The organism is Maricaulis sp., from assembly GCF_030149235.1.
Taxonomy (GTDB): Bacteria; Pseudomonadota; Alphaproteobacteria; order Caulobacterales; family Maricaulaceae; genus Maricaulis.
On sequence record NZ_JASBRW010000076.1, the window covers coordinates 116,456 to 141,675 of the forward strand.

Here is a 25,220-nt window from a genome sequence, read left to right on the forward strand (position 1 = left end):
ATGCACGCTCAGCCGGAAGTTCATTGCTTCCAAATGCGCTATTAATGCGGCTGGGACTCTCAATTATATCCCATGGGGCAATTGAGGAGAACGCCATGCACTGGACCGGATTGATCGTCGCGACCGCCATTTTCGCCATTGTCGCCAGCTTTGCTGCAACCAGCACGGCGAGCCAGAGCCCACTGATTGGTTGATCGCCTGGGTCACCCATCAAATCAGAATAGGGCAGCAATAATAACCGGAGTTTTATTCATGTCTGGGGTTTGACCCTGCCGAACGGCAATGGAATGGTCATCGACGAGCAAACCGATTGCTGTGGCGAGGAGGGCCCATAATGATCAGAATGTTTGTCACGCTAACCGCTACAGCATCAATACTGGCCGCATGTGGCCAGGGCGGCCAGTCCGGACGTGATCTGAGCGGTGCCGATACCAACTATCAAAGCGTCCTCCTGGAACAGCTTATCGATGCCCAGCCCGGCGATGTGATCACCATCCCGGCCGGCGTTTATCAATTCGACCGCTCCTTGATGCTCACCGTCGATGGTGTGACCATACGTGGTGAGGGCATGGACGAGACCGTGCTCAACTTTCAGAACCAGATCGCCGGCGCCGAGGGCCTGCTGGTTACCGCAAATGATTTCACCCTGGAAAACCTGGCCATTGAGGACACGATCGGCGACGCCGTGAAGGTCAATGGCGGCCGCAATATCGTCATTCGCGGGGTTCGAGTGGAATGGACTGGCGGTTATGCGACCGAGAACGGGGCTTACGGGCTTTACCCGGTGCAGACCGAAAACGTGCTGATCGAAGACAGTGTCGCAATCGGCGCATCAGATGCCGGTATTTATGTCGGCCAGTCGCGCAATATCACGGTGCGCAATAACCGCGCCGAATACAATGTAGCCGGCATTGAGGTCGAGAACTCCGTCGGCGCCGATGTCTACGGCAATACCGCGACCAACAATACGGGCGGCATCCTCGTCTTCAACATGCCCAACCTGCCCCAGCGCGGCCACCGCACCCGCGTCTATGACAATGACGTATTCGCCAACAATACCGAGAATTTCGGCCATGCCGGCACTCCGGTCGCGAGCGTTCCGGCCGGCTCGGGCATCGTCATCAATTCCAATGACGAGGTCGAAATCTTCAACAACCGGATCTCCGATAACAATACCGCCAATATCATCATCTCCAGCCTGCATTCGACCGGCTATTCGGATTATGCCGTGCAGCCCGACTTCGACCCGTATCCGGAAACCATCTGGATCCACTCCAACACGTTCTCCGGCGGCGGCAGCTCGCCTGACGGGCTCGATCTGACCGCCCTCAAAGTCGTTCTGTTCGGCCTTAATGGCAGCCTGCCCGACGTGCTGTTTGACGGCTATGTGGATGCTGACAAATTGGTCGATGGCGCCCTGCCCGCCGCACTACGCATCTGCGTCGATGATGAAGTGGATGTCCTGAATGCGGACGGCCCGAACGGGTTTGAGAATCCGCGCGTTGAAACGGAAAACTATCGCTGCACGCTCGACAGCCTGCCGGCCGCAACGCTGGACTTCCTAGACTGACACACTCATGACCGTTTGTCGTGTTTTCGCCACCGTCCTTGCGCTGCTGGTTACGGCCTGCGGCGCTGAAACGGTAACCCCGCGCTATATCGAGAGCGGCAATCCGGCCCAGCTTTCGCAATGGGGGCAGCTGCAGATCCGTGGCGGGGTGCTGGAACCGGCAGAGGGCGTGATTGCCTATGACCTGACATCGCCGCTGTTCACGGACTACGCTCACAAGCTGCGGACCATCTGGATTCCCGAAGGTCGCCAGGCGGTCTACCGCGACGGCGATGTGCTCGATTTCCCGGTCGGAACGGTCATCACCAAGACTTTCTACTATCCGCGCGGCGAAGAGGCGGGTGTTCTGTCGAGCACCTATCCTGGCGACGGCGAAGCACAGCCGGCCCGACTTGACCTAGGCCAGGTCGAGCTGATCGAGACCCGCATACTGGTGCGGCGCGAAACCGGCTGGGATGCGATCCCCTATCGCTGGGATGCGAACCAGAGCGAGGCCGCTCTCAATCGTATCGGCGACATCATCCCGATGCAGCTGGACCATGACGGCCAGCAACTGGCGTTCAACTACATCATGCCGAACGTCAATCAGTGCGCCAGTTGCCATGCGCCGGACTCCAACACCCGCGAGATCGCACCGATCGGCCCCAAACCACGCCATCTGAACCGGGATTTCGATCACGGCTCAGGCCCGGTGAACCAGCTGACCCACATGGCAGAACTCGGCCTGTTGATGAATTTCCCCCTGCCCGAGGCGGCACCGCGCAATGCCGACTGGAATGACCAGGCGGTCACGCTGGACGCCCGCGCCCGCGCATATCTCGACATCAATTGCAGCCATTGTCACAGCCCGGTCGGGCCTGCCGACACGTCGGGCCTTTTTCTCGAACCGGACACCCCGGCGGGACCACAATTGGGATTATGCAAGCTTCCGATTGCAGCCGGCGGCGGCACCGGCGACCGCCCTTACGATATCGTGCCGGGCGAACCCGACCTATCCATCTTGCTGTATCGCATGGCGTCGGTGGAAGCGGATGTGATGATGCCGGAAATCGGCCGCTCCACTATTCACACGGAAGCGGTCGAACTGATCCGTGACTGGATCGCGCAGATGGACGGAAGCTGCGGTTAGTCAAGATAGGGCGCGATGTAGCGCTCGACCACCCGCATCGCTTCAGCGAAATAGCGATCGGCGACCTCCGGGTCGGCACGCCTTTCAAAGGCAATCACCTCGGCGGCGCAATAGATCTCGACAATCATGCGGGCGACCAGCTCCGGATCACCGCCATTGAAATTGTCACGCCCCGCACGCCAGCGGTCGGCCAGCATGTCGGCAAACCGGCGGTTCCACTCCTCACGGACCCCGCGCAGCTCAGGCGTGGTCAGGGTCAGGCGGAAAACAGCGCCGAATGAAGGCGTGTCATGAACCAGTTGGCGCAGCCCCTGGATCATCCCGGTCAGACTGACGCGCCAGTCCTGGATATCCGGGTCGGAGAGAATACCATGAATGATGCCATCCGTTTGCGCCTTGAACGCCTCCAGGATGGTCAGGTGGATCGAATAAATATTGGGGAAGTAGCGGTAGACCGAGCTGACCGGCACATTGGCTTCAGCGGCAACGGTGCTCGTGGTTATGGAATCCGCCTCTCCACGCTCAAGCAAACGCTTGGTCGCCTCTATGATGACCTCGATGCGCTCTTGCGACCGCTTTTGTCTGGGCGCCACCCGACGTTGCAGGTCAACAGGGTCTTGGGCAGCTTGTTCGTTCACGCTATTTCTCGCAGGTTCCATCCCGTAAACCTGTGCTTGAAATACATGAAATACAAGAGACTAAGCGCGACACACCGGCCGATTTGAATAGGGAATTTAGCGCCATCACCCGGCGAACAACCCCGCAACCAAGTTTGGCTCAACTCCCGGACCCACCTGCTCCGCGTGTATTTTTCAGAACTCTCTGAACCAATTTTAACGTGTACTTTTCGAAGCTTGCTCGAATGTCGCAAACCGCTGAGCGGAGCAATACTGCTCAGCTCATCCTGGTTCTGGGCATGCTTTTCTCCCTTTCATACCACCCAATGCGACTGCATCGCCCATTCGCCACAAACGCAAGAAAGTCGACTCGAAGTTTCACCAACTGCGCGCAGCGGTTGATCGAGGCCGGAAACGGGCGCGAATCGGTCGCCGGAATCCACTGAACAGGCATCTTTTGCAGATTCGCTGCAGCCAAGCCGTTCTGAACGTGATACAGCCCCCGCTTTCCTCAACCCGCCCGGATGACCGGGGCAGCGCGCCAGAGTGAATGACCGGCGCGAAAGGATTGTCTTTTAAATGACCGGATCGGACCGCATCGCGCCGCCCTTGGCACGTGCCCTCGAAGCGCGAGGCTACACCGCCCTGACCGAAGTTCAGGAGGCCGTGCTGAGCCAGGCCGGAGATGCCGCTGACCTGCTTGTTTCCGCCCAAACCGGTTCAGGCAAGACCGTCGCCTTTGGCCTCGCCATCGCCCCCGGTATTCTCGGCGAAACCGACCAGCTTGGCTTCGCGGCAGAGCCCCTGGCCCTGATCATTGCGCCGACGCGGGAGTTGGCGCTCCAGGTCCAGCGCGAGCTCGCCTGGCTCTATGACGAGGCGCGTGGCCGGATTGCCTCTTGTGTTGGCGGCATGGACCCGCGCGCAGAGCGCCGGGCCCTGGAGCGCGGCTGTCACATCGTTGTCGGCACGCCGGGCCGTTTGCGCGACCATATCGAGCGCCGTGCGCTGGACATGTCGAATATCCGCGCCATCGTACTGGATGAAGCGGACGAGATGCTCGATTTCGGCTTCAAAGAAGATCTCGAATTCATTCTGTCCAAGGCCCCGGAAGAGCGCCGCACGCTGATGTTCTCGGCCACGGTGCCGCCGGCCATCGCATCCCTGGCCCGCGAGTTCCAGAAAGACGCCCAACGCATCTCCACCATCGGTGAGCGCGAACAACACGTCGATATCGACTACCGGATTTTCCCGGTCGCTCCGCGCGACCGCGAGCACGCCATCATCAACACGCTGCGCTTCTATGATGCCGAGCGCGCGATTGTTTTCTGCTCGACCCGTGAGGCGGTCAGCCGTCTGACAAGCCGCCTGGGCAATCGCGGTTTTTCGACCGTCGCCCTGTCTGGCGAGCTGAGCCAGAGCGAGCGCACGCACGCCCTGCAGGCGATCCGGGATGGACGCGCCCGTGTCTGCGTGGCCACAGATGTCGCCGCCCGAGGCATCGATCTGCCCGGGCTGGAACTGGTCATTCACGCTGACCTGCCGGGCAAGGCCGAAACCCTTCTGCACCGATCCGGCCGCACCGGGCGCGCCGGTCAGAAGGGCACTTGCGTGCTGATCGCGCCGGTTCCGCGCAAAGGCAAGGCAAACCGGCTTCTGCGAGAGGCCGGCGTAACGGCAGAGTGGCAATCCCCGCCCAGCCAGGAAGCGATCCGGGAACGCGACCGCGAGCGGATCTTTGCCGATCCAGCCCTGACCGCGGAAAGCGATGAGGAAACCCTCACCGACGCGCGCATCCTGATCGAGACCTATGGCGCAGAGACTGTCGCCGCGGCCTTCCTCAAAAGCCATATCGCCGCCCTGCCGGCGGCCGAGGACCTGTCCCCGGCGCCAGCGGCGAAGGTGGCGGAGCGAGCCGATTTCGATGATGGTGTCTGGTTCAAGCTGACCGCCGGGCGCAAGCATCGCGCCGAACCGCGCTGGCTGCTGCCGCTGATCTGTCGCGTCGGTGATGTCACCCGGCGCGAGATCGGTGCCATTCGCATTGATGAGGACGAAAGCTATTTCGAGGTGACCGGACGTGTTCTGGAGGTCTTCGAACAGGCCCTGGCTCGCGCGGGTGGCGGCGAGAAGAATATCCGCATCGAGCGGGTCGTGGGCGATGTTCCGGTTCCCGCACGCGGCAAGCCGGCCTATGGCCGCGATGATCGTGATGATGACCGAGGCGACCGCAAACCCCGGCGCGCGCGCCCGGATCGTCCCGATGGCGACCGCCCATTCAAGAAGCGCGAGGGCGGGCCGGCCAAAGGCAAGGACCGTCCCTGGAAAGAGGACGGCCCGCGCAAGAAAGGCGCACCCGGGAAGGATGAGCGCCCAGCGAAACCGGCAGCACGCGATCGCAAGCCCGATGCCCATGACGCTCACGAAGGCGGCGCCAAACCGCATTGGGACGAGGCACGTCCCGCGCCGGAGACCCGTGAAGACCGGCCGAAGCGGAACAAGCCCTATGGCAACAAGCCGAAGGGCAAACCGGCCGGCAAGGCGGGCGGCAAAACCTTCGGCAAGCCGGGCCACAAACCCAAATCCGGCGCGCCGGGGCCAGATGACCGTCCCAGGCGCCGCAATCCGTCACAGCCCGCCGAGACAGGGCACAGCCTAAAAAAGGTCAAGCGCAAGCCCAAGCGCGACTAGTCGGCAGCGGCAAGGTCCGCAGCGTCTGATGCTGCGGCCAAGGCTGGCAGCTGAGCCCGACCTTACCCGCCAAGCCAGCGGCCGACCTGCCACAAACGGTCCTGGCCAAAGGTCCAGTTGTCGCCGACCTTGAAGGTCGGCACGCCCCAATGTCCGTGGGCAAAGAGCTCTTGGCGATTGGCTTCGACCACATCGCGCCAGCTCTCGTCCGCCATGGCGGCCTTGGCATCGGCCCAGCTGACACCGCCTTTCAGGCAAATCTCCTGCAGGCCCTTGTCGGTCGCTGCATCGAGACCCTCGGCGAACACGCCGCGCAGGAAGGCCTGGGAGAGAACCTCGCCCCGGCCCGCCTCGATCTCCTTGACCAGAATGGCGAGGCCACGCTCGATACCGGGCCCGACCGGGTCACAGATCTTGCCGAAGGGCAGCTCATAGCGCTCGGCCTCACGCAGGGTATCGCGCAGAATATAAAAGCGTTTCGGCCACGGCACCGGCAGGGCGCGCATGACCATGGGCAGGACCGGGCGCAGCTTCACCGTCGCATTCCAGCACCTGGCCAGCTCGAACACCCGCATCACGGCGAGATAGCTGTAGGGGCTGCGGAAGGAGTAGAACATCTCGAATTCGCCGCCCTTGGCCGTGTCCGGTTCGGCAATCGGCATGAAGATCGGCTCGGCGGCACCGAGGCGTGTCTCGAGATGGTGGATACGGTCGAGCCCCCAGAACCACTCGCCCTCAAAATAGATCATTCCGGAACCGTAATGACCCCATTTCTTTCTTAAGTTATCGCCATTTGGCAGGTCCCCGGGATCATAATCCGCTGCCGGTACGTCAAGCCCGAAAGCCTCAGCCAGGCGCGCCGCATCAAGCGGGCCATAGGCCGAGAGCTTTTCAGGTTCCGGCGCGGCTGATTTCTCTGGCGTCGATACGCGGTAGCGCTTGACCTGGACATCATAGGCCGCCCCGAGGCGGTCGAGGATAGGATCGATCAGGGCGGAATAGGCCTCGCCCGGCTCGAGGAAGGCGTGCAGCGTCTTTTTGGAAAAGGTCAGAGCCCGCCCGGCCGCATGCCAGCCACGGGAAAACCCACGGATACGGGTCGAGGTAATCAGTTGCGGGAACAGGAGTTTCACGCTCATCCGATCACCGTTTTCGACGCAAAGCAGGGAATGAGAAGCTGACCGGCCAGGCCCGCCTTGCGGTGGATGGAAATGTCCCTGAACGCGTCCGACAGGGTCAGCTCGACCATCACCTGTGCCGAGGGATAAGTCATGATCGCGACCAGGTCCCAGTCCGCGCTGGCGCTTCCGACCAGGAGTGCATCGGGCTGGGCGGAGAATTTCAGCTCGCCGCCGGCCTCCATCACCAGTCCGGCCATCGGGCCGCCATAGAGCATATAGGCGTCACGCCCCGAGAGGTCGCTTTCGCGGCCATCAAGATATTCGGCTTTCTCTTTGAATTTCAGCAGGTTCACCATGTGAACCGGACCATCATCGCTGGCCGCGAGGAAGGCAGCGACTTGCGCCTCGGTCGGCTCGACCGCATTCTCGATCTCGATTTTCATGATCATCTCCCCCTCGAAGATCTGCGCTATTGCGGTTGCGAGCCGGTGCATTTCCGGGGTGATTTCGGTTCTACCCCCGGCGCCGGACCTGTGTGCGTCTGGTTGGCTTTTTTCCTGTTCTGACGCTAGGGCGCATCTGGCGGTTTGCAAACCCATTCCAGATCGGTTCAGACTGAGTCTGGGCATCGAAGAATTGGGCATTTGGGGACATTCATCATGACGACTTCCGATCTCGGTCTGGGCGATCCTCTGGCGCTGCCCTGCGGGGCGGCCTTGCCGAACCGTTTGTGCAAGGCGGCGATGACCGAGGGACTCGCCGATGAACACAATCGCGCCACCGGCCGTCATGCCACCCTCTATCGCCGCTGGGCCGAGGGCGGGATCGGCCTGTCGATCACCGGCAATGTCATGGTCGACAAGCGCTATCTGGAGCGCCCGGCCAATCTGGTCATTGATGGCGAGCAATCGCCCGAGCAACTCGCCGCCCTGCAGGCCTATGCGGCGGCCGGGCGGGTCCGCGATGGCCATATCTGGATGCAGATCTCCCATGCCGGCCGACAGACGCCAAAATCCGTCGCCACCGAGCCGGTGGCCCCGTCGGCCACGGGTGAAGTCGCCTTGCCCGGCGGCCTGTTCGCCAAGCCGCGCGCCCTCTCGCTCGAGGAAATCCACGAGATTATCGGCCGTTTCGCCCATACCGCCTTTGTCGCCAAACAGACCGGCTTTACCGGCGTGCAGGTCCACGCGGCCCATGGTTATCTGCTGTCGGAATTCCTCAACCCGCTGATCAATCAGCGCGAGGATGAATGGGGCGGGTCGCTGGAAAACCGGGCCCGGCTCTTGCTGGAGATTATCGGTGCTGTCCGCGAGGCGGTCGGGGCGGAATATCCGATCGGGGTGAAGCTCAACTCCTCGGACTTCCAGAAGGGCGGTTTCTCGCTCGAGGATTCGATCGCTGTTGTCGGTTTGTTGGAAAAGGCCGGGGTTGATCTGATCGAGATCTCTGGCGGCAATTACGAACAGCCCGCCCTGCTGGGTATTGAAGGCATGGAGCCGGTCTATCAGGACGAGGCCATGGTCAAGGCCTCAACCCGCGCCCGCGAGGCCTATTTCCTCAATTATGCCGCCGCGATCCGCAAGAATTGCCAGGTCCCGCTCATGGTCACCGGCGGTTTCCGCACCCGCTCGGCCATGCTCAATGCCCTCAATGAGGACGACATCCAGATGATCGGCCTGGCCCGGCCCCTCTGCGTCGATACCGACCTGCCGGACCGGCTGATCGCGGGTGAAATCGACAAACTGACCAGCTGGGAAAAACTCCAATCCCTCGGCCCGGGCTGGTTCGGCCCGACCTCCTCCAATGCCACGCTGCGGGCGATGAACGGCTTCGCCAACATGGCCTTCTTCTACCGCAACATCATCCGCCTCGCCGACGGCAAGGCGACCAAGCGGCAGATGAATTTGCTGTTTGCCTTCATCAAGCACCAGATGACCGATGCCGGCGATGCGAAACGGCTGGTGCGGTAGGGGCTTGCTCTATCCAATTCTCAGGCCCTCATCCTGACGCAAGTCAGGACCCATGGCTCAGACCGCGCAATAGGTCCCGGATCAAGTCCGGGATGAGGGCGTAGAACTAGGCTGGGCGCGGCGAAAACTTCTTGATCGTGCCGGAAAACGAAAAGCATGACCGCTCTTCCGCATAGATCATCCCGCGCACGAAAAGCACCGAACGCCCGGCCCGCAGGACCTCACCGCGGCTGGTGAGCAATTCGCCCTCGCGAGCGGCCGCGAGGAATTCGGAATTCATCGTCAGGGTGACGCCCATCGAGCCGTCGGTGAAACTGTCCCAGGCGATGGAGAAGAGCATGAAATCGGCAAAGCTCATCAAACAGCCGCCATGCACCGACCCGCCGGCATTCATATGCCGCCGCTCAGCCCTGAAAGCGCCGATCACGCCCTTGTCGTCGACCTTGCGATAGAACGGCCCGGCGCGGCTTTCGAAGGGTTCTTCCGGCCAGTATTGCCAGCCCTTGAACTCGCCCTCCTGCTCGATACTCGGCTGCATTACGACCCCGTCTTGGTATTGTCGCGATAGCGGATCAGACCTTCCTGGGTCGCCGATGCGATCAGCTTGCCCTCGCGGGTGAAGAGGCTGCCGCGGTTAAAGCCGCGCCCGCCGCCCGACCAGGGGCTTTCGCAGGCATAGAGCAGCCATTCATCCATGCGCACATCATCATGCAGCCAGAGGGCATGGTCGAGGCTGGCGACCTGCATGTTGGGCGAGAGCCAGTTGACGCCATGCGGCTTCATCGAGGTGCCCAGGAGCGTCATGTCCGAGGCATAGGCGAGGATGGCGCGGTGCATGACCGGGTCATCGCCGACCGGGCCGGTGGTTCTCACCCAGGTACAGCGCACGGCATCACGCTTTTCCTTTTCCGGTGCGAACCAGCTTTCCAGCGGCCGCAGCTCAATGGCACGGGGACGCAGCATGTGCTCGACGAAAGGCGCCGGCAGGCGGTCGCGGTGTACCTGCGCCAGCTCGGACTCATTTTTAAGATCTTCCGGACCGGGTACGTCCGGCATCTCCGCCTGGTGTTCGAAACCCTGCTCCTTCTTGTGGAAGGAGGCGGTCATGTTGAGGATCGGCTTGCCGCGCTGGATGGCAATGACGCGGCGGTTGGAGAAGGTGCCACCATCATAATCGCGCTCGACGCGGTAGATGATTGGCAGGCGTTCATCCCCGGGGCGCATGAAATAGGCATGCAGCGAATGCGCCTGGCGTTCCGCATCGACCGACCCGACCGCCGACATCAGCGCCTGGGCGATGACCTGGCCGCCGAACACCCGGCCGCGCCCGCCCGGATTGCGATGACCGCGATACAGATCGGTATCGATCTCTTCCACGGTCAGGAGTTTGACCAGGGCACCGGGCGCCTCCTCCTGGGTGGGACGGCGTTCCTCGGCCGAAGTGTCAGCAGTTGTCATGAGACCAATCCGTGATGATTCTTGTGACTTGGCCGGGATATTGGGGTCCCGGGCCCGCTCTGGCCAGCCTCTTCCTGCAGGCCCGGCATCCGCCAGGACCGGCTGATGCCCCCCGGACGCTCACACAGGCGTGGCTTGCATCCGGCGCAGGCCATGCTATCCGCCTGCTTGATCCATAAGCGGGCAAAAACGGGAGAGCGGCATGAGCAAGATCATCGTAACCGGAGCACTGGGCATTCTCGGACGGGCCACCGTCGATCATCTTGTCGCCAGCGGCGCCACCGTCACCGCCATTGACCTGGCCGAAGACGTTTCCGCCTCCAGCGCCCAGCATGCCATCGGCGGCGTCAATCTGACCGATGAGACCTCCGTCGCAACCGCCTTCAAATCCGCCTCTGACGCCATGGGCGGGCTGACCGGCCTGATCAATATCGCCGGCGGGTTCACCTGGGAGCCGGTCGAAGGAGGTGACATCGCCAGTTTTGAAAAAATGTTCGCGATCAATCTGAAGACCGCCACCCTCGCCTCGCGTGCCGCGATCGGGCTAATGAGCGGCGGCGGCGCAATCGTCAATATCGGCGCCAATGCGGTCAGCGCACCGGGCCTGGGCATGGCCGCCTATGCGGCCTCCAAGGCCGGCGTGCATGCGCTGACGCAAAGCCTGGCCGATGAGCTGGCCAGCAAAAGCATCCGCGTCAACGCCATCCTCCCCACCATCCTCGACACCCCCACCAACCGCGCCGACATGCCCGACGCGGACACCTCGGCCTGGGTCAAGCCGGAAGCAGCGGCAGAGGCGATTGGCTTCCTGGCGTCGGATGCGAGCCGGGCGATTACCGGCGCGCTGGTGCCGGTGAACCGGGGCGGCTAGGGCCTAACCCTCACGCACCGCGAGGGCGACGCCGTCCGCGACCTCGTTGCCGGGGTAGAGCACGATCTCGCTACCCGCTTCGAGGTCCGAGAGGAGCTGGGCCATCTCTCCATTGGAGCGACCGATCTCCACCGGGGTGAGGACGGCGCGACCATCGACAAGCCGGTAGACGGCCCAGGCCCCGTCCTGTCGGAACAGGGCCGAGACGGGCAGTTGCAGCGTGTCCTCGGCCGACCAGATGGCGATCGCAGCCTCGATACGGAAACCGTGGCCGAGGCGCGACCAGCGCTCGGCCTGGTCGAGAAAATCAATGATTACATTGACCCGCTGCTCTTCCACGCCCAGCGCCGAGACCTTGAGAAAGCCAAACGGCTCGACCCGGCGCACACGGCCGCGCAGGGTCTCGCCCGTCACCGACCAGCCGGAAATCTCCACCGTGGCTCCGGGTTCAACCTCGACCGCGTCGGAGGACAGGAGCTCGACGACGATTTCCAGCCCGGCCGGATCGCCGGTTTCAAGCAGAACCGTGCCCGACGCGACCGGGCCGGCGCTTTCCTGCATGACCCGCAGGACGACGCCGTCGACCGGAGAGCGGATATCGAGCACGCCCAGCTCGCCATTGGAGCTGCCCGGCCCGATCAGGCGCACCTCGGCCGCTTCAAGCTCGGCCCGGCGCAATTGCACCGCGGCCTGGGCATGACCGAAGGCGGCGCTGGCCGAACGGCGCTCCGCGGCAGCGCGGTCGAGGGCGGCCTGGGAGGCGATATCCGACTCAAAAAGCTGCAGCTGCCGGTCATATTCGGCCCGGGCCAGGGCGCGGCCGGCGCTGGCGCTGTCCTGGTCGGCGATGGCGGCGCTGAGAGCGGCTTCGGCCATGTGCACGGCAGCCTCGGCCTCGCCGCGCGAGCGGGCATCGAGGAATTGCGGCTCGGCCGGTAAAAGCTGGGCGATGACATCGCCGGACGCGACGGCGTCGCCCGCTTCCGGGTCGACGCGCAAGAGCTGGCCGCTGATCGGGGCAGCAACGGCATAGACATCGCGGATGCGGGTATAACCCTCTTCATTGACGGTCTGGACCATGGCACCACGGGAGACAGTGCCGATATCGACCAGGACGGGTTGCGGCCGCAGGGAGAAGACCAGAGCCAGGACGATCATGACCGCCGCGGCGCCCCAGAAAACGGTTCGAAAACTCAATCGCATGACGTGTTCCTATTCTCCCGCTTTCAACACGGCCACCATATCCAGCTTATCCAGTCGCGAGCGCACCATGAGGGCGGAGGAAATGGCGACGAAGATCACCACCCCGGCGGCATATGCAAAGGTCCGTGCCTCGATGACATAAGGCAGGCGGAACAGATCCGAGCTCATCGCCTCGGCAAAGACAAAGGCCAGCCCGGCCCCCGCCAGCGCTCCGACCGGCAGGGCGGTCAGGGTCAGCACCGCGATCTCGCCGAGCAGGACATAGGCGACCTCGCCGCGGGTAAAGCCGAGCACGCGCAGGACCGCGAGTTCGGTCTCGCGCTCGGAAAAGGAGATCCGCACCGAATTATAGACCACGCCGACGGCGATCAGGCCGGCAAACAGGGTGTAGATGAAGATCGAGGTGCCCAGGCTCTGGTCCATGATGTCGATGAACATTTCCTCCGCCTGGGTCTGCAGCGACAGACCGGCCACGCCCGGAGCGGCCTTGAGCGCGCTGTAGAGGCGGGCTTCCTGGTCGCGATCAATGCGCAGGGCCGCACCGGTGATGACCCGGCCCTCGCCCATGATGCGGTTGAGATCGTCGATCTGCATGTTGAGGCTGGAACCGATATAGCTGGTCGAGACGCCCGAGACGGGGATTTCCAGCACCGGGCGGCGTCCCTCGGTAACCTCGATCTCGATCGTCTCGCCGGCGCTGACGCCAAGCCGCTGGGCCAGGTCCTGGGACAGGACCAGCCCGCCCGGTGGCGGCTCAATGCCCTCGCCCTGTGCTGTCACCGCGCGCGAGAGCTGGGCCTCACGCGGCAGGCCGGTCAGCGCGGCGCGCTCCTCGACCGGACCATTGCGCAGGCGGACGGCGACATGGCGCACCGGCTCGGCCGTGAGGACCCCGGGCATGCGCTCCAGCGCATAGAGCGCCTCGCGCGAGCGCGGCTGGTTGAAACTGACGGTGATGTCCTGGCGATTGGCGACGTCGAAATAGGATCCGATCATCACTTCCATGGAATCGAGGAAGAAGAGCGTCGAGATCAACAGACCGGCGGAGACCGCGATGCCGCCAATGGTGATCGCCGAGCGCTGCGGCCAGCGCAGGATCTGGCGCAGGATCATCCGCGTCTGGTGGTCGATCCGCTTCCAGCGCGTCAGCCCGGCCCCCAGCGCCTGGGAGTAATCCGGCGGCGGCGGCGGACGCATGGCGATGGCCGGGTCAAGCCGCGCGGCGCTCCAGGCGGCGAGGATGCCGGCGCCGCCAATGGCAGCAAATGTCACCAGGGCTGCCACGCCGTAAACCTCTGGCCGCAATGAGAATATCAGATAGGGGAAGCGATAGTATTCGGTATAGAGCTCGGCCAGGGAACGACCGAGCCACACCCCCAGCGCCAGGCCGGTGATAAAGCCGATGGCGCCGATGATCGAGGCGAATTTGAGATAGTGGATGACCACATCGCGGTCGCGATAGCCGAAGGCCTTCATCAGACCGATCTCGGTGCGCTCCAGCGCCACCAGCCGGGCCAGCACGACATTGACCAGCACCGCCGCCACGGCGAGGAAGATCGGCGGTAGAAAACTGGCCATGGTGGAAAGCTGGTCGATCTCGGAGGAGACAAAAGCGTCGGAGATCTGGTCTTCGCGGGTATAGGCGCCCGGCGCGCCATAGGGTTCGAGGAGCTGGTCCAGCGCCGCAATGACCGGTGCGGTTTGAGCCCCCGGTTGGAGCTGCACCACCAGCTCGGTGAAGGCGCCATCGCGATCCACCGCCTGGGCGAGCGCCTCGCGCTCCATCCAGGCGACACCGAACATGCGCGGATCGGGCACGATCTGGCCCGGAGCGATGGCGTAGACATATTCCGGCGACAGGGCGAGCCCGGTTATGCGCAGCCGGTCGCGGGCGCCGTAGATGGTCGCCTCGATCGTGTCGCCCGGTTCCAGCCCGTGGGCGATGGCGAAGGTTTCCAGCAAGAGGATTTCATCGCGCTGCCCGGCCAGCGGCATCCGCCCCTCGACCAGGAAGATGCGATTGATGGCGCTGCCATTGGCCTGCGGCAGGGACAGCACTTCCCCCGCGGCCGGCGCCTCCATCGTGTCGAGCGAGAACTGCGCCGCCGAGCGCACCCGGCTTTCCACCGCCCGCACGCCCGGGATGGCCCCGGCATCAATGGCAAGCGCTTCAGGGGCGCGCACGACCGGGGCCCAGATATCGGCGAATTGATGCCGGTCATAATAAGTGGCGCGGGTCAGTTTGAGGCTGTCGAGCATGCCCGCCGCAACGATATGCACGGCCACACCCGCCGCGATCACCAGGGCGATGGCGATGATCTGCACCCGCATGGCCCAGAGATCGCGCACCAGCTTGCGATCCAGCTTGTTGAGGCCCGGGATCAGCGGATGGCGCGGATCATTCACCATGTCAGCGCCTCGGGCTCGATCCGGGTCGCATTGACCCGCACATTACCGACCCGGCCATCGGAGAAGGTCACCACGCGGTGGGCCATATCGGCGACACCGGCATTATGGGTGATGATCAGCGTCGTCGCGCCGAGCTGTTCATTGACGTCGCGCAGGGCCTGCAGCACCCGCACCCCGGTGGCACTGTCGAGCGCCCCGGTCGGCTCGTCGCAAAGCATGACCTCTGGCCGTTTGGCGATGGCGCGGGCAATGGCGACGCGCTGCTGCTCGCCGCCGGACATCTCGGCCGGGAAATGATCCATGCGATGGTCCAGACCGACCATGGCCAGGGCCTCGGCGGCGGAGAGCGGATTGTCGGCGATCTCGGTGACCAGCTCGACATTCTCCCGCGCCGTCAGCGAGGGCATGAGATTGTAGAACTGGAAGACAAAACCGACATGGCGCCGGCGATACAGGGTGAGCTGGCGCACCGAGGCCCGGGTCAGCTCCTCACCGCGAAACTTGAACACCCCGTCCGTGGCCCGGTCGAGCCCGCCGATAATGTTCAACAGCGTCGACTTGCCCGACCCAGACGGCCCCAGCAACACCACCATATCCCCGTCCGGAATACTCAGATCCACCCCGCGCAGCGCATGCACGGCGGCCTCACCGGAGCCATAGACCTTGGTCAGGCCGCGAATATCAAAACAGGGCGGGGTCTCGGGCGTCGCTGCGGGCATAAGGCCTCCGTTCAATCCGGAGTATTATGCGTAGGGGAATAAGACGCGATGCGCTATGGGGCCGCAGGGTGATGCCCCCCCTAAACCTCCGCCCCGAACAGCTTGCGATACTCGCCATAGCCTTCCGCCTCGAGCTCACCCACCGGGATAAACCTCAGCGACGCCGAGTTGATGCAATAGCGCAGGCCGCCGGCCTCTTGCGGGCCGTCGGGGAAGACGTGGCCGAGATGGCTGTCGCCGTGGCTGGAGCGGACTTCGGTGCGGATCATGCCGTGCGTGGTATCGCGCAGCTCGTTGATGTTCTCGCCTTCGACCGGCTTGGTGAAGCTGGGCCAGCCGCAGCCACTGTCATACTTGTCCATCGAGGTGAAAAGCGGCTCGCCGGAGACGATGTCGACATAGAGGCCGGCATCCTTGTTATCGGTCAGTTCGCCGGTGAAGGGACGTTCGGTGCCGTTCTGCTGGGTCACCCGGTATTGCTCCGGGGTCAGGCGGGCGATGGCGTCAACGTCTTTGGTGTAGGTCCTGGTCATGACGGGCTCCCTTCATCAACGTACCAGTGATCAGTGGCCCAGAAATGGGAAAGCGGGACCTGATTGCCAAGCCCCGCTCTCTCGATCGTGATGATCTGACGCTGTCAGCCGGTCTGGCTGCTAGAGGCATTCACCGGCGCTAGCCGCCAAAGCTCTGGGAAATCGACAAGACCACGGCGTCACCATAGAAGTCAGACGTGTCGTGGAACCGGGCGTCCCAACCCACACCGGCAAAGCTGCCGCTGATACCGATCTGGTAGTCCTCATAATCGGCGCCTGAAAAGTCGTCGAACCGGTTGAAACCCACGCGCGCATCCATGCCAATGCCATTTCCGAAATCGACTCCGGCGCCGGTTTCGAAATACCAGGCCTGACCGGTACCGGCGTAGAAATCGTCAGAATAGGAAATCTTGGCGTCCGCGCTCCAAGCCCCGAAACTGCGGCCCGCACCGGCATAGAATTCCAGAAAATCCTGGTCATTGCCGCCAACCTGCGGGCTGTCCGGGTAGGCGTAATAGATCGCACCAAGGTCGAAATCGAAACCCGATACAGCAAACTGGTAGCCGCCATAGGCGTCAATTTCCAGGTTGGTTCCGTCGTTGAAATCAACGTTCGAGGCCCAGGTCCCGGCATACCAGCCGCCCTCGCCACTCACATCAAATCCGCCGGAAATGGCCGGACCATCATCCGTCTGTGTAATACCGCGGAACACGTAGTTGGACGACAAGGCGACATTGCCTTCGACCGTCTGCGCATGAGCGGTTGCACCGCCGCCCGCCCGAGAATGGTGCAACCAATCAGGGATACGAGGCCAAATTTCCAGGAAAGCGGCAAGCGGCTGAACATGAAACAATTCTCCCAATTTCGAGGGAGACATTCAGCCGCCAGGGTTAACCGCCGGATAACAGCGCCAGCCACCCGCCGGCTTTTCATATTCCCTTATGCATAAAGTGCTTAGCGGAACTGCATTCCGTCTTTCAGTCCCAGCGCGCGGAAGATCATCGCCGCCGGGCAAAATCCCGTGAAGCTGGTCTGCAGCAGGTTGAAGCCGACAAAGGCCGCCAGCAGGAGCCACCACTGGCTGACCTGTACAGCGAGAATCAGGGAGATGAGGACCATAGTCCCGGCGAGGGCCATCACGGCGCGTCCGATCGTCATGCTTGTGTCCTTTCGTCAAGTTCAAGCGGTTCGGGGAGTTTGGGGGTATAGGGCTGGTCGCCATCCTTGAAGATCACATAGATCGCCGGGATGACGAGCACGGTCAGGAGCGTCGAGGACGCCAGGCCGAACAGGAGCGAGATCGCCAGCCCCTGGAAGATCGGATCGCCAAGGATCACCGAGGCCCCGATCATCGCGGCGATGGCGGTCAACAGGATCGGCTTGAAGCGGATCGCGCCGGCCCGCAGCAGGGTCTCGCGCAGGGGCTCGCCCGCCTCCGCGCCATGGCGGATGAAGTCCACCAGGAGGATGGAGTTGCGCACGATAATCCCGGCCAGGGCGATGAAGCCGATCATTGAGGTGGCGGTGAAGGCGGCGCCGAACATACAGTGGCCGAGGATGATGCCGATAAAGGTCAGCGGGATCGGCGTCAGGATGATGAGCGGCACGCGGAAGGATCCGAACTGGGCCACGACGAGGACGTAGATGCCCAGCAGGGCCACCATGAAGGCCGCGCCCATATCGCGGAAGGTCACATAGGTGATTTCCCACTCGCCATCCCAGAGCAGGACCGGGACATCATCGCTGTCCGGCTGGCCATACATGCGGATCTGCGGCTGCGGGACGGTGTCAGACCAGGGCCGCCCGGCGAGCGCGTCTTCGACGGCGAACATGCCGTAGATCGGCGCTTCATATTCACCGGCCAGTTCGGCCATGACCATTTCCAGATAGCGGCCATCGCGGCGGAAGATCGGGTAGGAGCCCGGTTCTTCCGACACCGAGACCACATCACCGAGCTCGACTATGCCGCGATCACCGGGGATGAGATTGGTCGGTACCGGGGTTGAGGAGAGGCGTTCGGACCAGAGCCGGTCCTCGCGCGGCAGCTCGACGGAAATCTCGACCGGGTCACGACCCTCGCCGCGATGCGAATAGCCCACCGGCATGCCGCCGATCAGGGCCCGCACCGTGTCATAGACATCGCTCTGCTGGACGCGGAAATATTCCAGGCTGTCCTGGTCGATGGCGATGCGCAGGCGCGGCCGTGGCGTGCCGAAACTGTCATCGATATCGACCACATAGGGCACGCTGTCGAAGGCCTCGCGGACCTCGTTCGCGACCGCTCGGCGGGTTTCCGCGTCAGGGCCGTAGATCTCGGCCAGCAGGGTGGCAATGACGGGCGGGCCGGGCGGAATTTCCGCGATACGCACGCTGGCGCCCTCGGGCAGGTCCATATCAGCGAGCAGCTCACGCGCCTCCAGGGCAATGTCATGGCTGGCCCGGTCGCGGTGGTGCCTGGCTTCCAGATTGACCTGGAGATCGCCCTGCTCGGGCCGGTTGCGCAGGAAGTAGTGACGCACCAGACCGTTGAAGTTGAACGGCGCGGCCGTGCCCGTATAGGCCTGGATCGAAGTCGCCTCGGGCAGGGCGGAGAGCCGGTCGGCCGCCTCCATCAGCACCCGCTCGGTACGCTCCAGCGTCGTGCCTTCGGGCATGTCGACAATGACCTGGAATTCCGACTTGTTGTCGAAGGGCAGGAGTTTGACCGTCACGGTGCGGGTCGCGAACAGCGACATCGAGCCCAGGGTCAGAACACCGACCACAAGCAGCAGGGTCCAGGCCGAACGGCGGCTGGCAATGACCGGACCGGCGACGCGGCGATAGAGCGCGCCCAGCTTGCCTTCGGTCTCCTCACCATGACCGTGAGAGGCCCCGCCGCCTTTTGCGGCGATGATTTTCATCAACCAGGGCGTCAGGACGACGGCAACGAAGAAAGAGAAGATCATGGCCGCCGAGGCATTGACCGGGATCGGCGCCATATAAGGGCCCATCAGGCCGGAGACGAAGAGCATGGGCAAGAGCGCCGCGACCACGGTCAGGGTGGCAACAATGGTCGGATTGCCGACTTCTGCGACGGCTTCAATGGCCGCCGTGATCTTGTCCCGGCCATCCTTCATTGCCCAGTGCCGGGCGATATTCTCGATCACCACAATGGCGTCATCCACCAGGATCCCGATGGAGAAGATCAGCGCGAACAGGGAGACGCGGTTGATCGTGTAGCCCATCAGGTTGGAGGCGAAGAGTGTCAGGAGGATGGTCGTCGGGATAACGACGAAGACAACAATACCCTCGCGCCAGCCGATGACGAAGGTCACCAGCAAAACGATCGAGACCGTGGCCAGGGCGAGGTGGAAGAGCAGCTCATCCGCCTTCTCATTGGCCGTCTCACCGTAATTGCGGGTCACCGTGACCTCGACGCCCTCAGGGATCAGGCTGCCGCGCAGCAGCTCCAGGCGCTCGAGTATATGCTCGGACACGACCACCGCATTGGCGCCTTCGCGCTTGGCTATGGCGAGTGTGACGGCCGGGCGGCTGTCCCAGCTGTCATGATGATCCTCGCGCGAGAGCATCCAAGCGCGCGCTTCGGACGGTTCGGACCCGACGACGACATCGGCGACATCACGGACATAGACCGGACGGCCATCGCGTGTGGTCAGCAGTAAGAGCCCGATATCCTGGCTGCCCTGCAGCGTCTGGCCGGCCGCGACCGAGAGCGTGCGGTCCATGGCCGAGACCTGTCCAGCCGGGAAGGAGCGGTTGGCTTCGGCGATGCGGCCGGCAAGTTGTTGCAGCGTTACGCCGTATTGCGACAGGCGTTCGGGATCCGGTTCGATGCGGATCTGGTCCGCCCGTCCGCCGACGATATAGCTCAGCCCGACATCCTCGACCGACATGATCGCGGCGCGCAGCTCTTCGGCAATGGCATGGAGGGCATGGTCATCCCAGTGCTCGGCGACATCAGCGCGGGGCGAAAGCGTCAGGGCGACAATGGCCACATCATTGATGCCGCGCCCGATGATTAGCGGCTCGGGAATACCCAGCGGCATGCGGTCCATATTGGCGCGAATGCGCTCATGGATGCGCAGAATGGCCGCGTCCGGGCTGGTGCCGACCTCGAAACGCGCGGTGACCAGGACCTGGTCGTCCTCGGACAGGGAATAGACGTGTTCGACCGCATCCACGGAGCGGATGATCGCTTCTAGCGGTTCAGTGATCAGCTCGACGGCATCAGTGGCCTGCAGCCCGTCAGCGCGCACCATGATATCGACCATGGGCACGGAGATCTGCGGCTCTTCCTCGCGCGGAATGACCATCAGGGCCAGCAGCCCGACGGCGAGGGAGGCGAGCAGGATGAGCGGTGTCAGCGGGGAGCGGATGAACGCCTTGGTGAGCTGACCGGAAATACCCAGCTTCATGGCCGCACCACCTGGTCGCCGGCAGAGATGCCGCTGAGAATCTCGACACCGGCCTCGGTCGCGGGCCCGCGCAGGACGGAGACTTCCGCGGTGTCACCGGACTCGGTGACGAGGTGGACATAGTCCACACCATAACGGGTCGAGACATAGTCGGCCGGGATGATGATGGCGTCACGCTCGTCGACACTGACATAGACGCGGACGCGCTCGCCCACGAAGAAACCACCCAGCCCATCGACCAGCGCATCGGCAACGACACGGCCATCCTCGATGCGCGGATAAACCTGACGGATCTGGCCTTGCGCCGCGACATCACCGCTCAGCGCGGCGGCATCAACCTCGATGGCATCGCCTTCCTCGATGGAGCGGGCATGGCGTTCGGGCAGGCGCAGGCGCAGCAGGTAAAGATCGGAAGCGATCATGGCGATCGCTTCGCCGGGCATGACCACCGTACCGGCCGTGACCGGCACTTGCAGCACGCGCCCGGCAGCCGGAGCCAGCACATCACCCTCTCGGGCCTGCTGTACCAGCACATCGCGCTCGCGCCGCACCGAGGCGTACTGGCCTTCCAGCACCTCGACCTGGGTTGAGGCCTGGTCGAGACGCGCCTGCGGGAAAATCCCGCGTGAGAACAGGTCCTGCGCCCGTTCCAGATCGATCCGGGCCTGGGCCAGCTGGGCGTTGAGCGCCGCGGCCTGGGCGTTGACCGAACCGATTTGCGGCGCCAGGCGTTCATTGACCACGACGGCGAGCACGCTGCCGGCCTCTACCGCATCGCCCTCATCCACGCGCAACTCACCGATCGTACCGCCCAAACGGGCCCGAGCGGTAACGATGTCGACACTCTCCACCGTGGCGAAGACGGCCTTGCGGTCGCTGACCCGGACCGTCTCGACGGTATGAACATCGCCGGTCTGCGCCCAGGCGGGCGCGGCGGCAAGCAGAGAAACGATCAGAGCAGCGCGCAGCATGGCCTTACCTCAAACAGCCTGGGGGTCGATAACGGCACCGGTAGCCGGATCCAGCGTGATCACCGGCAAACCGGCCGCCTTCCAGGCCATCATCCCGCCCTTGATATGCGCGGTCACCGGCATTCCGGCAGCTGTGCAGCGGTTCAGCGCATCCATGGAGCGCTTACCTGAACCGCAATGCAGGACGACCTCGCGGGTCTTGTCGACCGGCAGGGCCTTGGCATCGAAAGTCGACAGCGGATGCAGGCTGGCGCCGTGCAGACGCTCGGTCGCAAATTCGCGCGGCTCGCGCACATCGATAATGACCAGCTCGCCCTTCTGGGCCCGGTCAAACACGTCTTTGGGGTCAAGTTCCTGCAGGCTCATAATATCCCTCATGGAAGTGCGGAAAAAAACTTCATTGACTACTAAATTAGCATATCCTATATTAGTGTCAACTAATGAGTTGAGTCCAATGAACGCCGAACACGACTTCCAGATCGAGGAACTCCAGCACCAGGCCGGTGATGCCGCGGCTTTCCTGAAACAGCTTGCCAATGAGAAACGGCTCTTGATCCTGTGCCGCCTGGCCTCGGGAGAAGCCGGTGTGGGCGAGCTCTGCGAGGTCGCCGGCCTGTCGCAATCGGCCATGTCACAGCATCTCGCCAAGATGCGCGCAGACGGTCTGGTCTCGGGTCGCAAGGACGGTCTGCAGGTCTTTTATTCCATCGCCGACGACCGCTGTGTCGGCATTCTCATGCATCTCAAATCGCAATTCTGCACCGCCGCGGACAGCCTCGGCGCGGCGGAATAAACGGAATGACAAGACGCGAAAAGCGCGCGCTCCGGCCCCCAAGGGAGGAATACATGGCTCATATCGTTGTACTCGGCGCCGGCCTCGGCGGCGTTCCCATGGCGCTGGAAGCGCGCAAGGAATTGCCCAAGGATCACAAGATCACTGTGATCTCCGACAGCGCGACCTTTCACTTCACCCCCTCCAACCCTTGGGTGGCGGTCAATTGGCGCGAGCCGGACCAGATCAAGGTCGAGCTGGCGCCGATGTTCAAGAAAAAGAACATCGATTTCATTCACGCCAAGGCGACAAAGGTGAAGCCGGAAGAGAATGCCGTTACGCTCGAAAACGGCGAAGACGTCACCTATGACTATCTGATCATCGCTACTGGCCCGGAACTCGCCTTTGACGAGATTGAGGGGCTAGGGCCCCATGGCGGTCATACCGAGAGCGTCTGCCATGTCGATCATGCCGCCGCCTCGAACGAAGTCTGGCAAAAATTCTGCGACAACCCGGCCCCGATCGTGGTCGGCGCGGTGCAGGGCGCGTCCTGCTTTGGTCCCGCCTATGAATTCGCCATGATCCTGGAAACCGATCTGCGCAAGCGCAAGATCCGCGACAAGGTGCCGATGACCTTCGTCACCTCCGAACCCTATGTCGGCCATCTCGGTCTCGACGGGGTGGGTGACACGAAGGGGCTGCTGGAAAGCGAAATGCGCAACCGCCACATCAAGTGGATCACCTCGGCCCGCGTCACCAAGGTCGAAGAAGGCCTGATGCATGTCGAGGAGGTCAATGAGGACGGCACGGTCAAGAAGACGCATGAATTGCCCTTTGGCTATTCGATGATGCTGCCGGCCTTCCGCGGCATTCCCGCGGTTCGCGATGTCGAGGGCCTGGTCAATCCGCGCGGCTTCATCCTCATCGATGAGCACCAGCGCAACCCGAACTTCGCCAACATCTTCTCGGTCGGCGTCTGCGTCGCCATTCCGCCGATGGAGAACTACGCCGTGCCCGTCGGCGTGCCCAAGACCGGTTTCATGATCGAAAGCATGGTCATCGCAACGGCGCGCAATATCCGCGACGAGCTCGCCGGCAAGGATCCGCGCCATGTAGCGACCTGGAATGCCGTCTGCCTGGCCGATTTCGGCGATGGAGGCGTCGCCTTCGTGGCTATGCCGCAAATCCCGCCGCGCAATGTGAACTGGTCCGCCGATGGCGGCTGGGTCCATCTCGGCAAGATCGCCTTTGAGAAATACTTCCTCGGCAAGATCCGCAGCGGTGTCGGCGAGCCCTTCTATGAGCGCGCCGTGTTCGACATGCTCGGCATTCACAAGGTCAAGCCGCAGGAAAAGACCGACGCCTAGGCCTTGGCGAGGATGGCGCCGGCTGCCGCGCCCAGCATCTGGGCTAGGGCCGGCAGATTCTCGGCCAGCGGCGAGGTTTCCCGCCAGATCAGCGAAATTTCGCGTTTCGCGGTCAGGTCCCCGATCGGACGCAGCGCGACCGAGCGGTCGCGGCGGGCCTCGGTCTTGATGTAGAGCTCCGGAAGGATGGCCACGCCTGCGCCAAGGGCCGCCATATTTCGGATGGCATCGAGCGAGGTGCCCTCATAATCGGTCGAGATATAGGCATCGGCGCGAACGGCGAGCTGGCGCACCTGCCAGGTCAGACGGTGGCCCAGCCCCAGCGTCAGGAAGGGCAACCCCTTCAGCTCGCCCAGCGTCACCGGGGCATTGCTTTGCGCCAGCTCATCATCGGGCGCGACAGCGACCCATAACCGCTCCTCGAACAGGACCGAGCCCTGCATGCCGGGATGGTCTTCCCGGGTCGAGATCACGGTATCGAGCCGGCCATCATCGAGTTGCTCGGCCAGCCGGTCGGTTGGCTCATCGCGAATCCCGAGCCGCAGATCCGGGAACCTGGCATGCAATTGCCGGGTGATACTGGGCAGGAGATAGGGGCCGATGGTCGGGATCACCCCCATTCGGATCCGGCCATAGAGCGCGTCCGCCCCGTGCTCGGCCATGGCCTTCATATCGGCGACCTGGCGCAGGATATAGCGGGCCCGGCGGACGATCTGGTCACCCATCGGCGTCAGCATGGCCCCGGCCCGGCCGCGCTCGAATACCGGCACGCCCAGATGCGCCTCGGCATCGGCAACTTGGGCCGACAGGCTGGGCTGGCTGACATTCATCGCCTTCGCCGCATCGGAGAAGCGGCCGCTATCCGCGATCGCCACCAGATACTCCAATTGCCGCAAGGTCGGTTTCATAGTTTTTTCCTAAGTGATACTTTTGTTCTTTATATTTTACCTAACTCTATCGCATGTCTATGTATCCCGCATCAACAATAACACACGAAAGAGCTGATTAATTCCATTGGCGCATAGGATAGTCGTTTTCGCGGACTGCCCTTCCTTCCCATCCAAGCACGTCCTTGGAAACGGTTTTCATCCGATACGCCGGGATCGCAACGTCAAGCCTGACAAGCGATCCGAAACATCAGCGGCTCTTGGTCGATGACGCGACTGACCCAAGCGGTGCCCCCCTAATCCCCGCGGACGTCAAAAACGCATCGCCAACCCCGGCTCGGCCTCTTCGCACGTTGTCCCCGCGCTAATTGGCCGAGCCGGTTTTGTTGTTTACGCGGTTTAGAACAAAGGACGATCACATGCCTCGCGCGTTGGTTCGAATTCAGGAATTTCTGCGACTTGAGAGTTCCGCCGGCATCATCCTGATGTTCAGCGCCCTGGCGGCCCTGATCGTCAG

At 63.0% G+C, this 25,220-nt stretch carries 22 protein-coding genes; 7 read left to right on the plus strand and 15 right to left on the minus strand.

Annotated elements, in window-relative coordinates; all coding sequences use genetic code 11:
* The first annotated feature begins 334 nt into the window (after positions 1-334).
* Both Q1V51_RS11680 and Q1V51_RS11685 read left to right on the plus strand, forming a co-directional pair.
* Complete coding sequence (locus Q1V51_RS11680; protein ID WP_300556542.1) at positions 335-1,570, plus strand: parallel beta-helix domain-containing protein; 1,236 nt, start codon at positions 335-337, stop codon at positions 1,568-1,570.
* A 7-nt stretch (positions 1,571-1,577) separates the two neighbouring features.
* A complete protein-coding gene (locus Q1V51_RS11685) occupies positions 1,578-2,699 on the plus strand; it encodes an SO2930 family diheme c-type cytochrome (RefSeq protein WP_300556544.1) in 1,122 nt (373 codons plus the stop codon).
* Here the strand turns inward: Q1V51_RS11685 and Q1V51_RS11690 are convergent.
* Entirely contained in the window at positions 2,696-3,337 is a 642-nt protein-coding gene (locus Q1V51_RS11690; RefSeq protein ID WP_300556546.1) for a TetR/AcrR family transcriptional regulator, read from the minus strand. The genes Q1V51_RS11685 and Q1V51_RS11690 overlap by 4 nt on opposite strands.
* 558 nt (positions 3,338-3,895) lie before the next feature.
* Between Q1V51_RS11690 and Q1V51_RS11695 the strand changes: the two genes are divergently transcribed.
* Positions 3,896-6,007 carry a DEAD/DEAH box helicase gene (locus tag Q1V51_RS11695; protein ID WP_300556548.1) on the plus strand — a complete coding sequence of 704 codons (2,112 nt, stop codon included), beginning with the start codon at positions 3,896-3,898 and terminating at the stop codon, positions 6,005-6,007.
* 62 nt (positions 6,008-6,069) lie between these two features.
* Here Q1V51_RS11695 and Q1V51_RS11700 read toward each other — a convergent pair whose 3' ends face one another.
* Complete coding sequence (locus Q1V51_RS11700; RefSeq protein WP_300556550.1) at positions 6,070-7,146, minus strand: DsbA family protein; 1,077 nt, start codon at positions 7,144-7,146, stop codon at positions 6,070-6,072.
* Positions 7,143-7,571 carry a hypothetical protein gene (locus tag Q1V51_RS11705; RefSeq protein WP_300556552.1) on the minus strand — a complete coding sequence of 143 codons (429 nt, stop codon included), beginning with the start codon at positions 7,569-7,571 and terminating at the stop codon, positions 7,143-7,145. The genes Q1V51_RS11700 and Q1V51_RS11705 overlap by 4 nt, the downstream gene beginning before the upstream one ends.
* Positions 7,572-7,787: 216 nt before the next feature.
* Between Q1V51_RS11705 and Q1V51_RS11710 the strand changes: the two genes are divergently transcribed.
* Positions 7,788-9,098 carry an NADH:flavin oxidoreductase/NADH oxidase family protein gene (locus Q1V51_RS11710; protein ID WP_300556554.1) on the plus strand — a complete coding sequence of 437 codons (1,311 nt, stop codon included), beginning with the start codon at positions 7,788-7,790 and terminating at the stop codon, positions 9,096-9,098.
* A 106-nt stretch (positions 9,099-9,204) separates the two neighbouring features.
* Here Q1V51_RS11710 and Q1V51_RS11715 read toward each other — a convergent pair whose 3' ends face one another.
* Positions 9,205-9,636: a PaaI family thioesterase gene (locus tag Q1V51_RS11715; RefSeq protein WP_300556556.1), complete on the minus strand. Its 432-nt coding sequence runs from the start codon at positions 9,634-9,636 to the stop codon at positions 9,205-9,207.
* Positions 9,636-10,556, minus strand: a complete 921-nt coding sequence (locus Q1V51_RS11720; RefSeq protein ID WP_300556558.1) for an acyl-CoA thioesterase II — start codon at positions 10,554-10,556, stop codon at positions 9,636-9,638. Before Q1V51_RS11720 ends, Q1V51_RS11715 begins: the two co-directional genes overlap by 1 nt.
* Positions 10,557-10,758: 202 nt before the next feature.
* Between Q1V51_RS11720 and Q1V51_RS11725 the strand changes: the two genes are divergently transcribed.
* Complete coding sequence (locus tag Q1V51_RS11725) at positions 10,759-11,427, plus strand: SDR family NAD(P)-dependent oxidoreductase (RefSeq protein ID WP_300556560.1); 669 nt, start codon at positions 10,759-10,761, stop codon at positions 11,425-11,427.
* A 3-nt stretch (positions 11,428-11,430) separates the two neighbouring features.
* Here the strand turns inward: Q1V51_RS11725 and Q1V51_RS11730 are convergent, their stop codons facing one another.
* The 9 genes from Q1V51_RS11730 to Q1V51_RS11770 all read right to left on the minus strand — a co-directional run bounded on the left by Q1V51_RS11730 (position 11,431) and on the right by Q1V51_RS11770 (position 22,043).
* The gene (locus Q1V51_RS11730; RefSeq protein WP_300556562.1) at positions 11,431-12,630 is read right to left on the minus strand and encodes an HlyD family efflux transporter periplasmic adaptor subunit; all 1,200 of its coding nucleotides are present in this window, start codon (positions 12,628-12,630) and stop codon (positions 11,431-11,433) included.
* Positions 12,631-12,639: 9 nt separating this feature from the next.
* A complete protein-coding gene (locus Q1V51_RS11735) occupies positions 12,640-15,039 on the minus strand; it encodes an FtsX-like permease family protein (protein ID WP_300556564.1) in 2,400 nt (799 codons plus the stop codon).
* Positions 15,033-15,758, minus strand: coding sequence for an ABC transporter ATP-binding protein (locus Q1V51_RS11740; protein ID WP_300556565.1), 726 nt, complete (start codon positions 15,756-15,758; stop codon positions 15,033-15,035). Before Q1V51_RS11740 ends, Q1V51_RS11735 begins: the two co-directional genes overlap by 7 nt.
* An 80-nt stretch (positions 15,759-15,838) precedes the next feature.
* Positions 15,839-16,291, minus strand: a complete 453-nt coding sequence (msrB, locus tag Q1V51_RS11745) for a peptide-methionine (R)-S-oxide reductase MsrB (protein WP_300556567.1) — start codon at positions 16,289-16,291, stop codon at positions 15,839-15,841.
* Positions 16,292-16,430: 139 nt separating this feature from the next.
* Positions 16,431-17,168: a TorF family putative porin gene (locus Q1V51_RS11750; protein ID WP_300556569.1), complete on the minus strand. Its 738-nt coding sequence runs from the start codon at positions 17,166-17,168 to the stop codon at positions 16,431-16,433.
* A gap of 77 nt (positions 17,169-17,245) precedes the next feature.
* Positions 17,246-17,449: a DUF2892 domain-containing protein gene (locus tag Q1V51_RS11755; RefSeq protein ID WP_300532078.1), complete on the minus strand. Its 204-nt coding sequence runs from the start codon at positions 17,447-17,449 to the stop codon at positions 17,246-17,248.
* Positions 17,446-20,706: an efflux RND transporter permease subunit gene (locus Q1V51_RS11760; protein ID WP_300556571.1), complete on the minus strand. Its 3,261-nt coding sequence runs from the start codon at positions 20,704-20,706 to the stop codon at positions 17,446-17,448. Before Q1V51_RS11760 ends, Q1V51_RS11755 begins: the two co-directional genes overlap by 4 nt.
* Positions 20,703-21,677, minus strand: a complete 975-nt coding sequence (locus Q1V51_RS11765; RefSeq protein ID WP_300556573.1) for an efflux RND transporter periplasmic adaptor subunit — start codon at positions 21,675-21,677, stop codon at positions 20,703-20,705. Before Q1V51_RS11765 ends, Q1V51_RS11760 begins: the two co-directional genes overlap by 4 nt.
* Positions 21,678-21,686: 9 nt before the next feature.
* Positions 21,687-22,043, minus strand: a complete 357-nt coding sequence (locus tag Q1V51_RS11770; RefSeq protein ID WP_300556575.1) for a rhodanese-like domain-containing protein — start codon at positions 22,041-22,043, stop codon at positions 21,687-21,689.
* A gap of 88 nt (positions 22,044-22,131) precedes the next feature.
* Here Q1V51_RS11770 and Q1V51_RS11775 point away from each other — a divergent pair, with 88 nt between their 5' ends.
* Together Q1V51_RS11775 and Q1V51_RS11780 are read left to right on the plus strand one after the other, a co-directional pair.
* Positions 22,132-22,470, plus strand: a complete 339-nt coding sequence (locus Q1V51_RS11775) for a metalloregulator ArsR/SmtB family transcription factor (protein WP_300556577.1) — start codon at positions 22,132-22,134, stop codon at positions 22,468-22,470.
* 53 nt (positions 22,471-22,523) lie between these two features.
* Positions 22,524-23,816 carry an FAD-dependent oxidoreductase gene (locus tag Q1V51_RS11780; RefSeq protein ID WP_300556579.1) on the plus strand — a complete coding sequence of 431 codons (1,293 nt, stop codon included), beginning with the start codon at positions 22,524-22,526 and terminating at the stop codon, positions 23,814-23,816.
* Here Q1V51_RS11780 and Q1V51_RS11785 read toward each other — a convergent pair.
* Positions 23,813-24,724 (minus strand): LysR substrate-binding domain-containing protein, encoded by a 912-nt coding sequence (locus Q1V51_RS11785; protein ID WP_300556581.1) that lies wholly within the window; start codon positions 24,722-24,724, stop codon positions 23,813-23,815. The genes Q1V51_RS11780 and Q1V51_RS11785 overlap by 4 nt on opposite strands.
* Between the last annotated feature and the right edge of the window lie 496 nt (positions 24,725-25,220).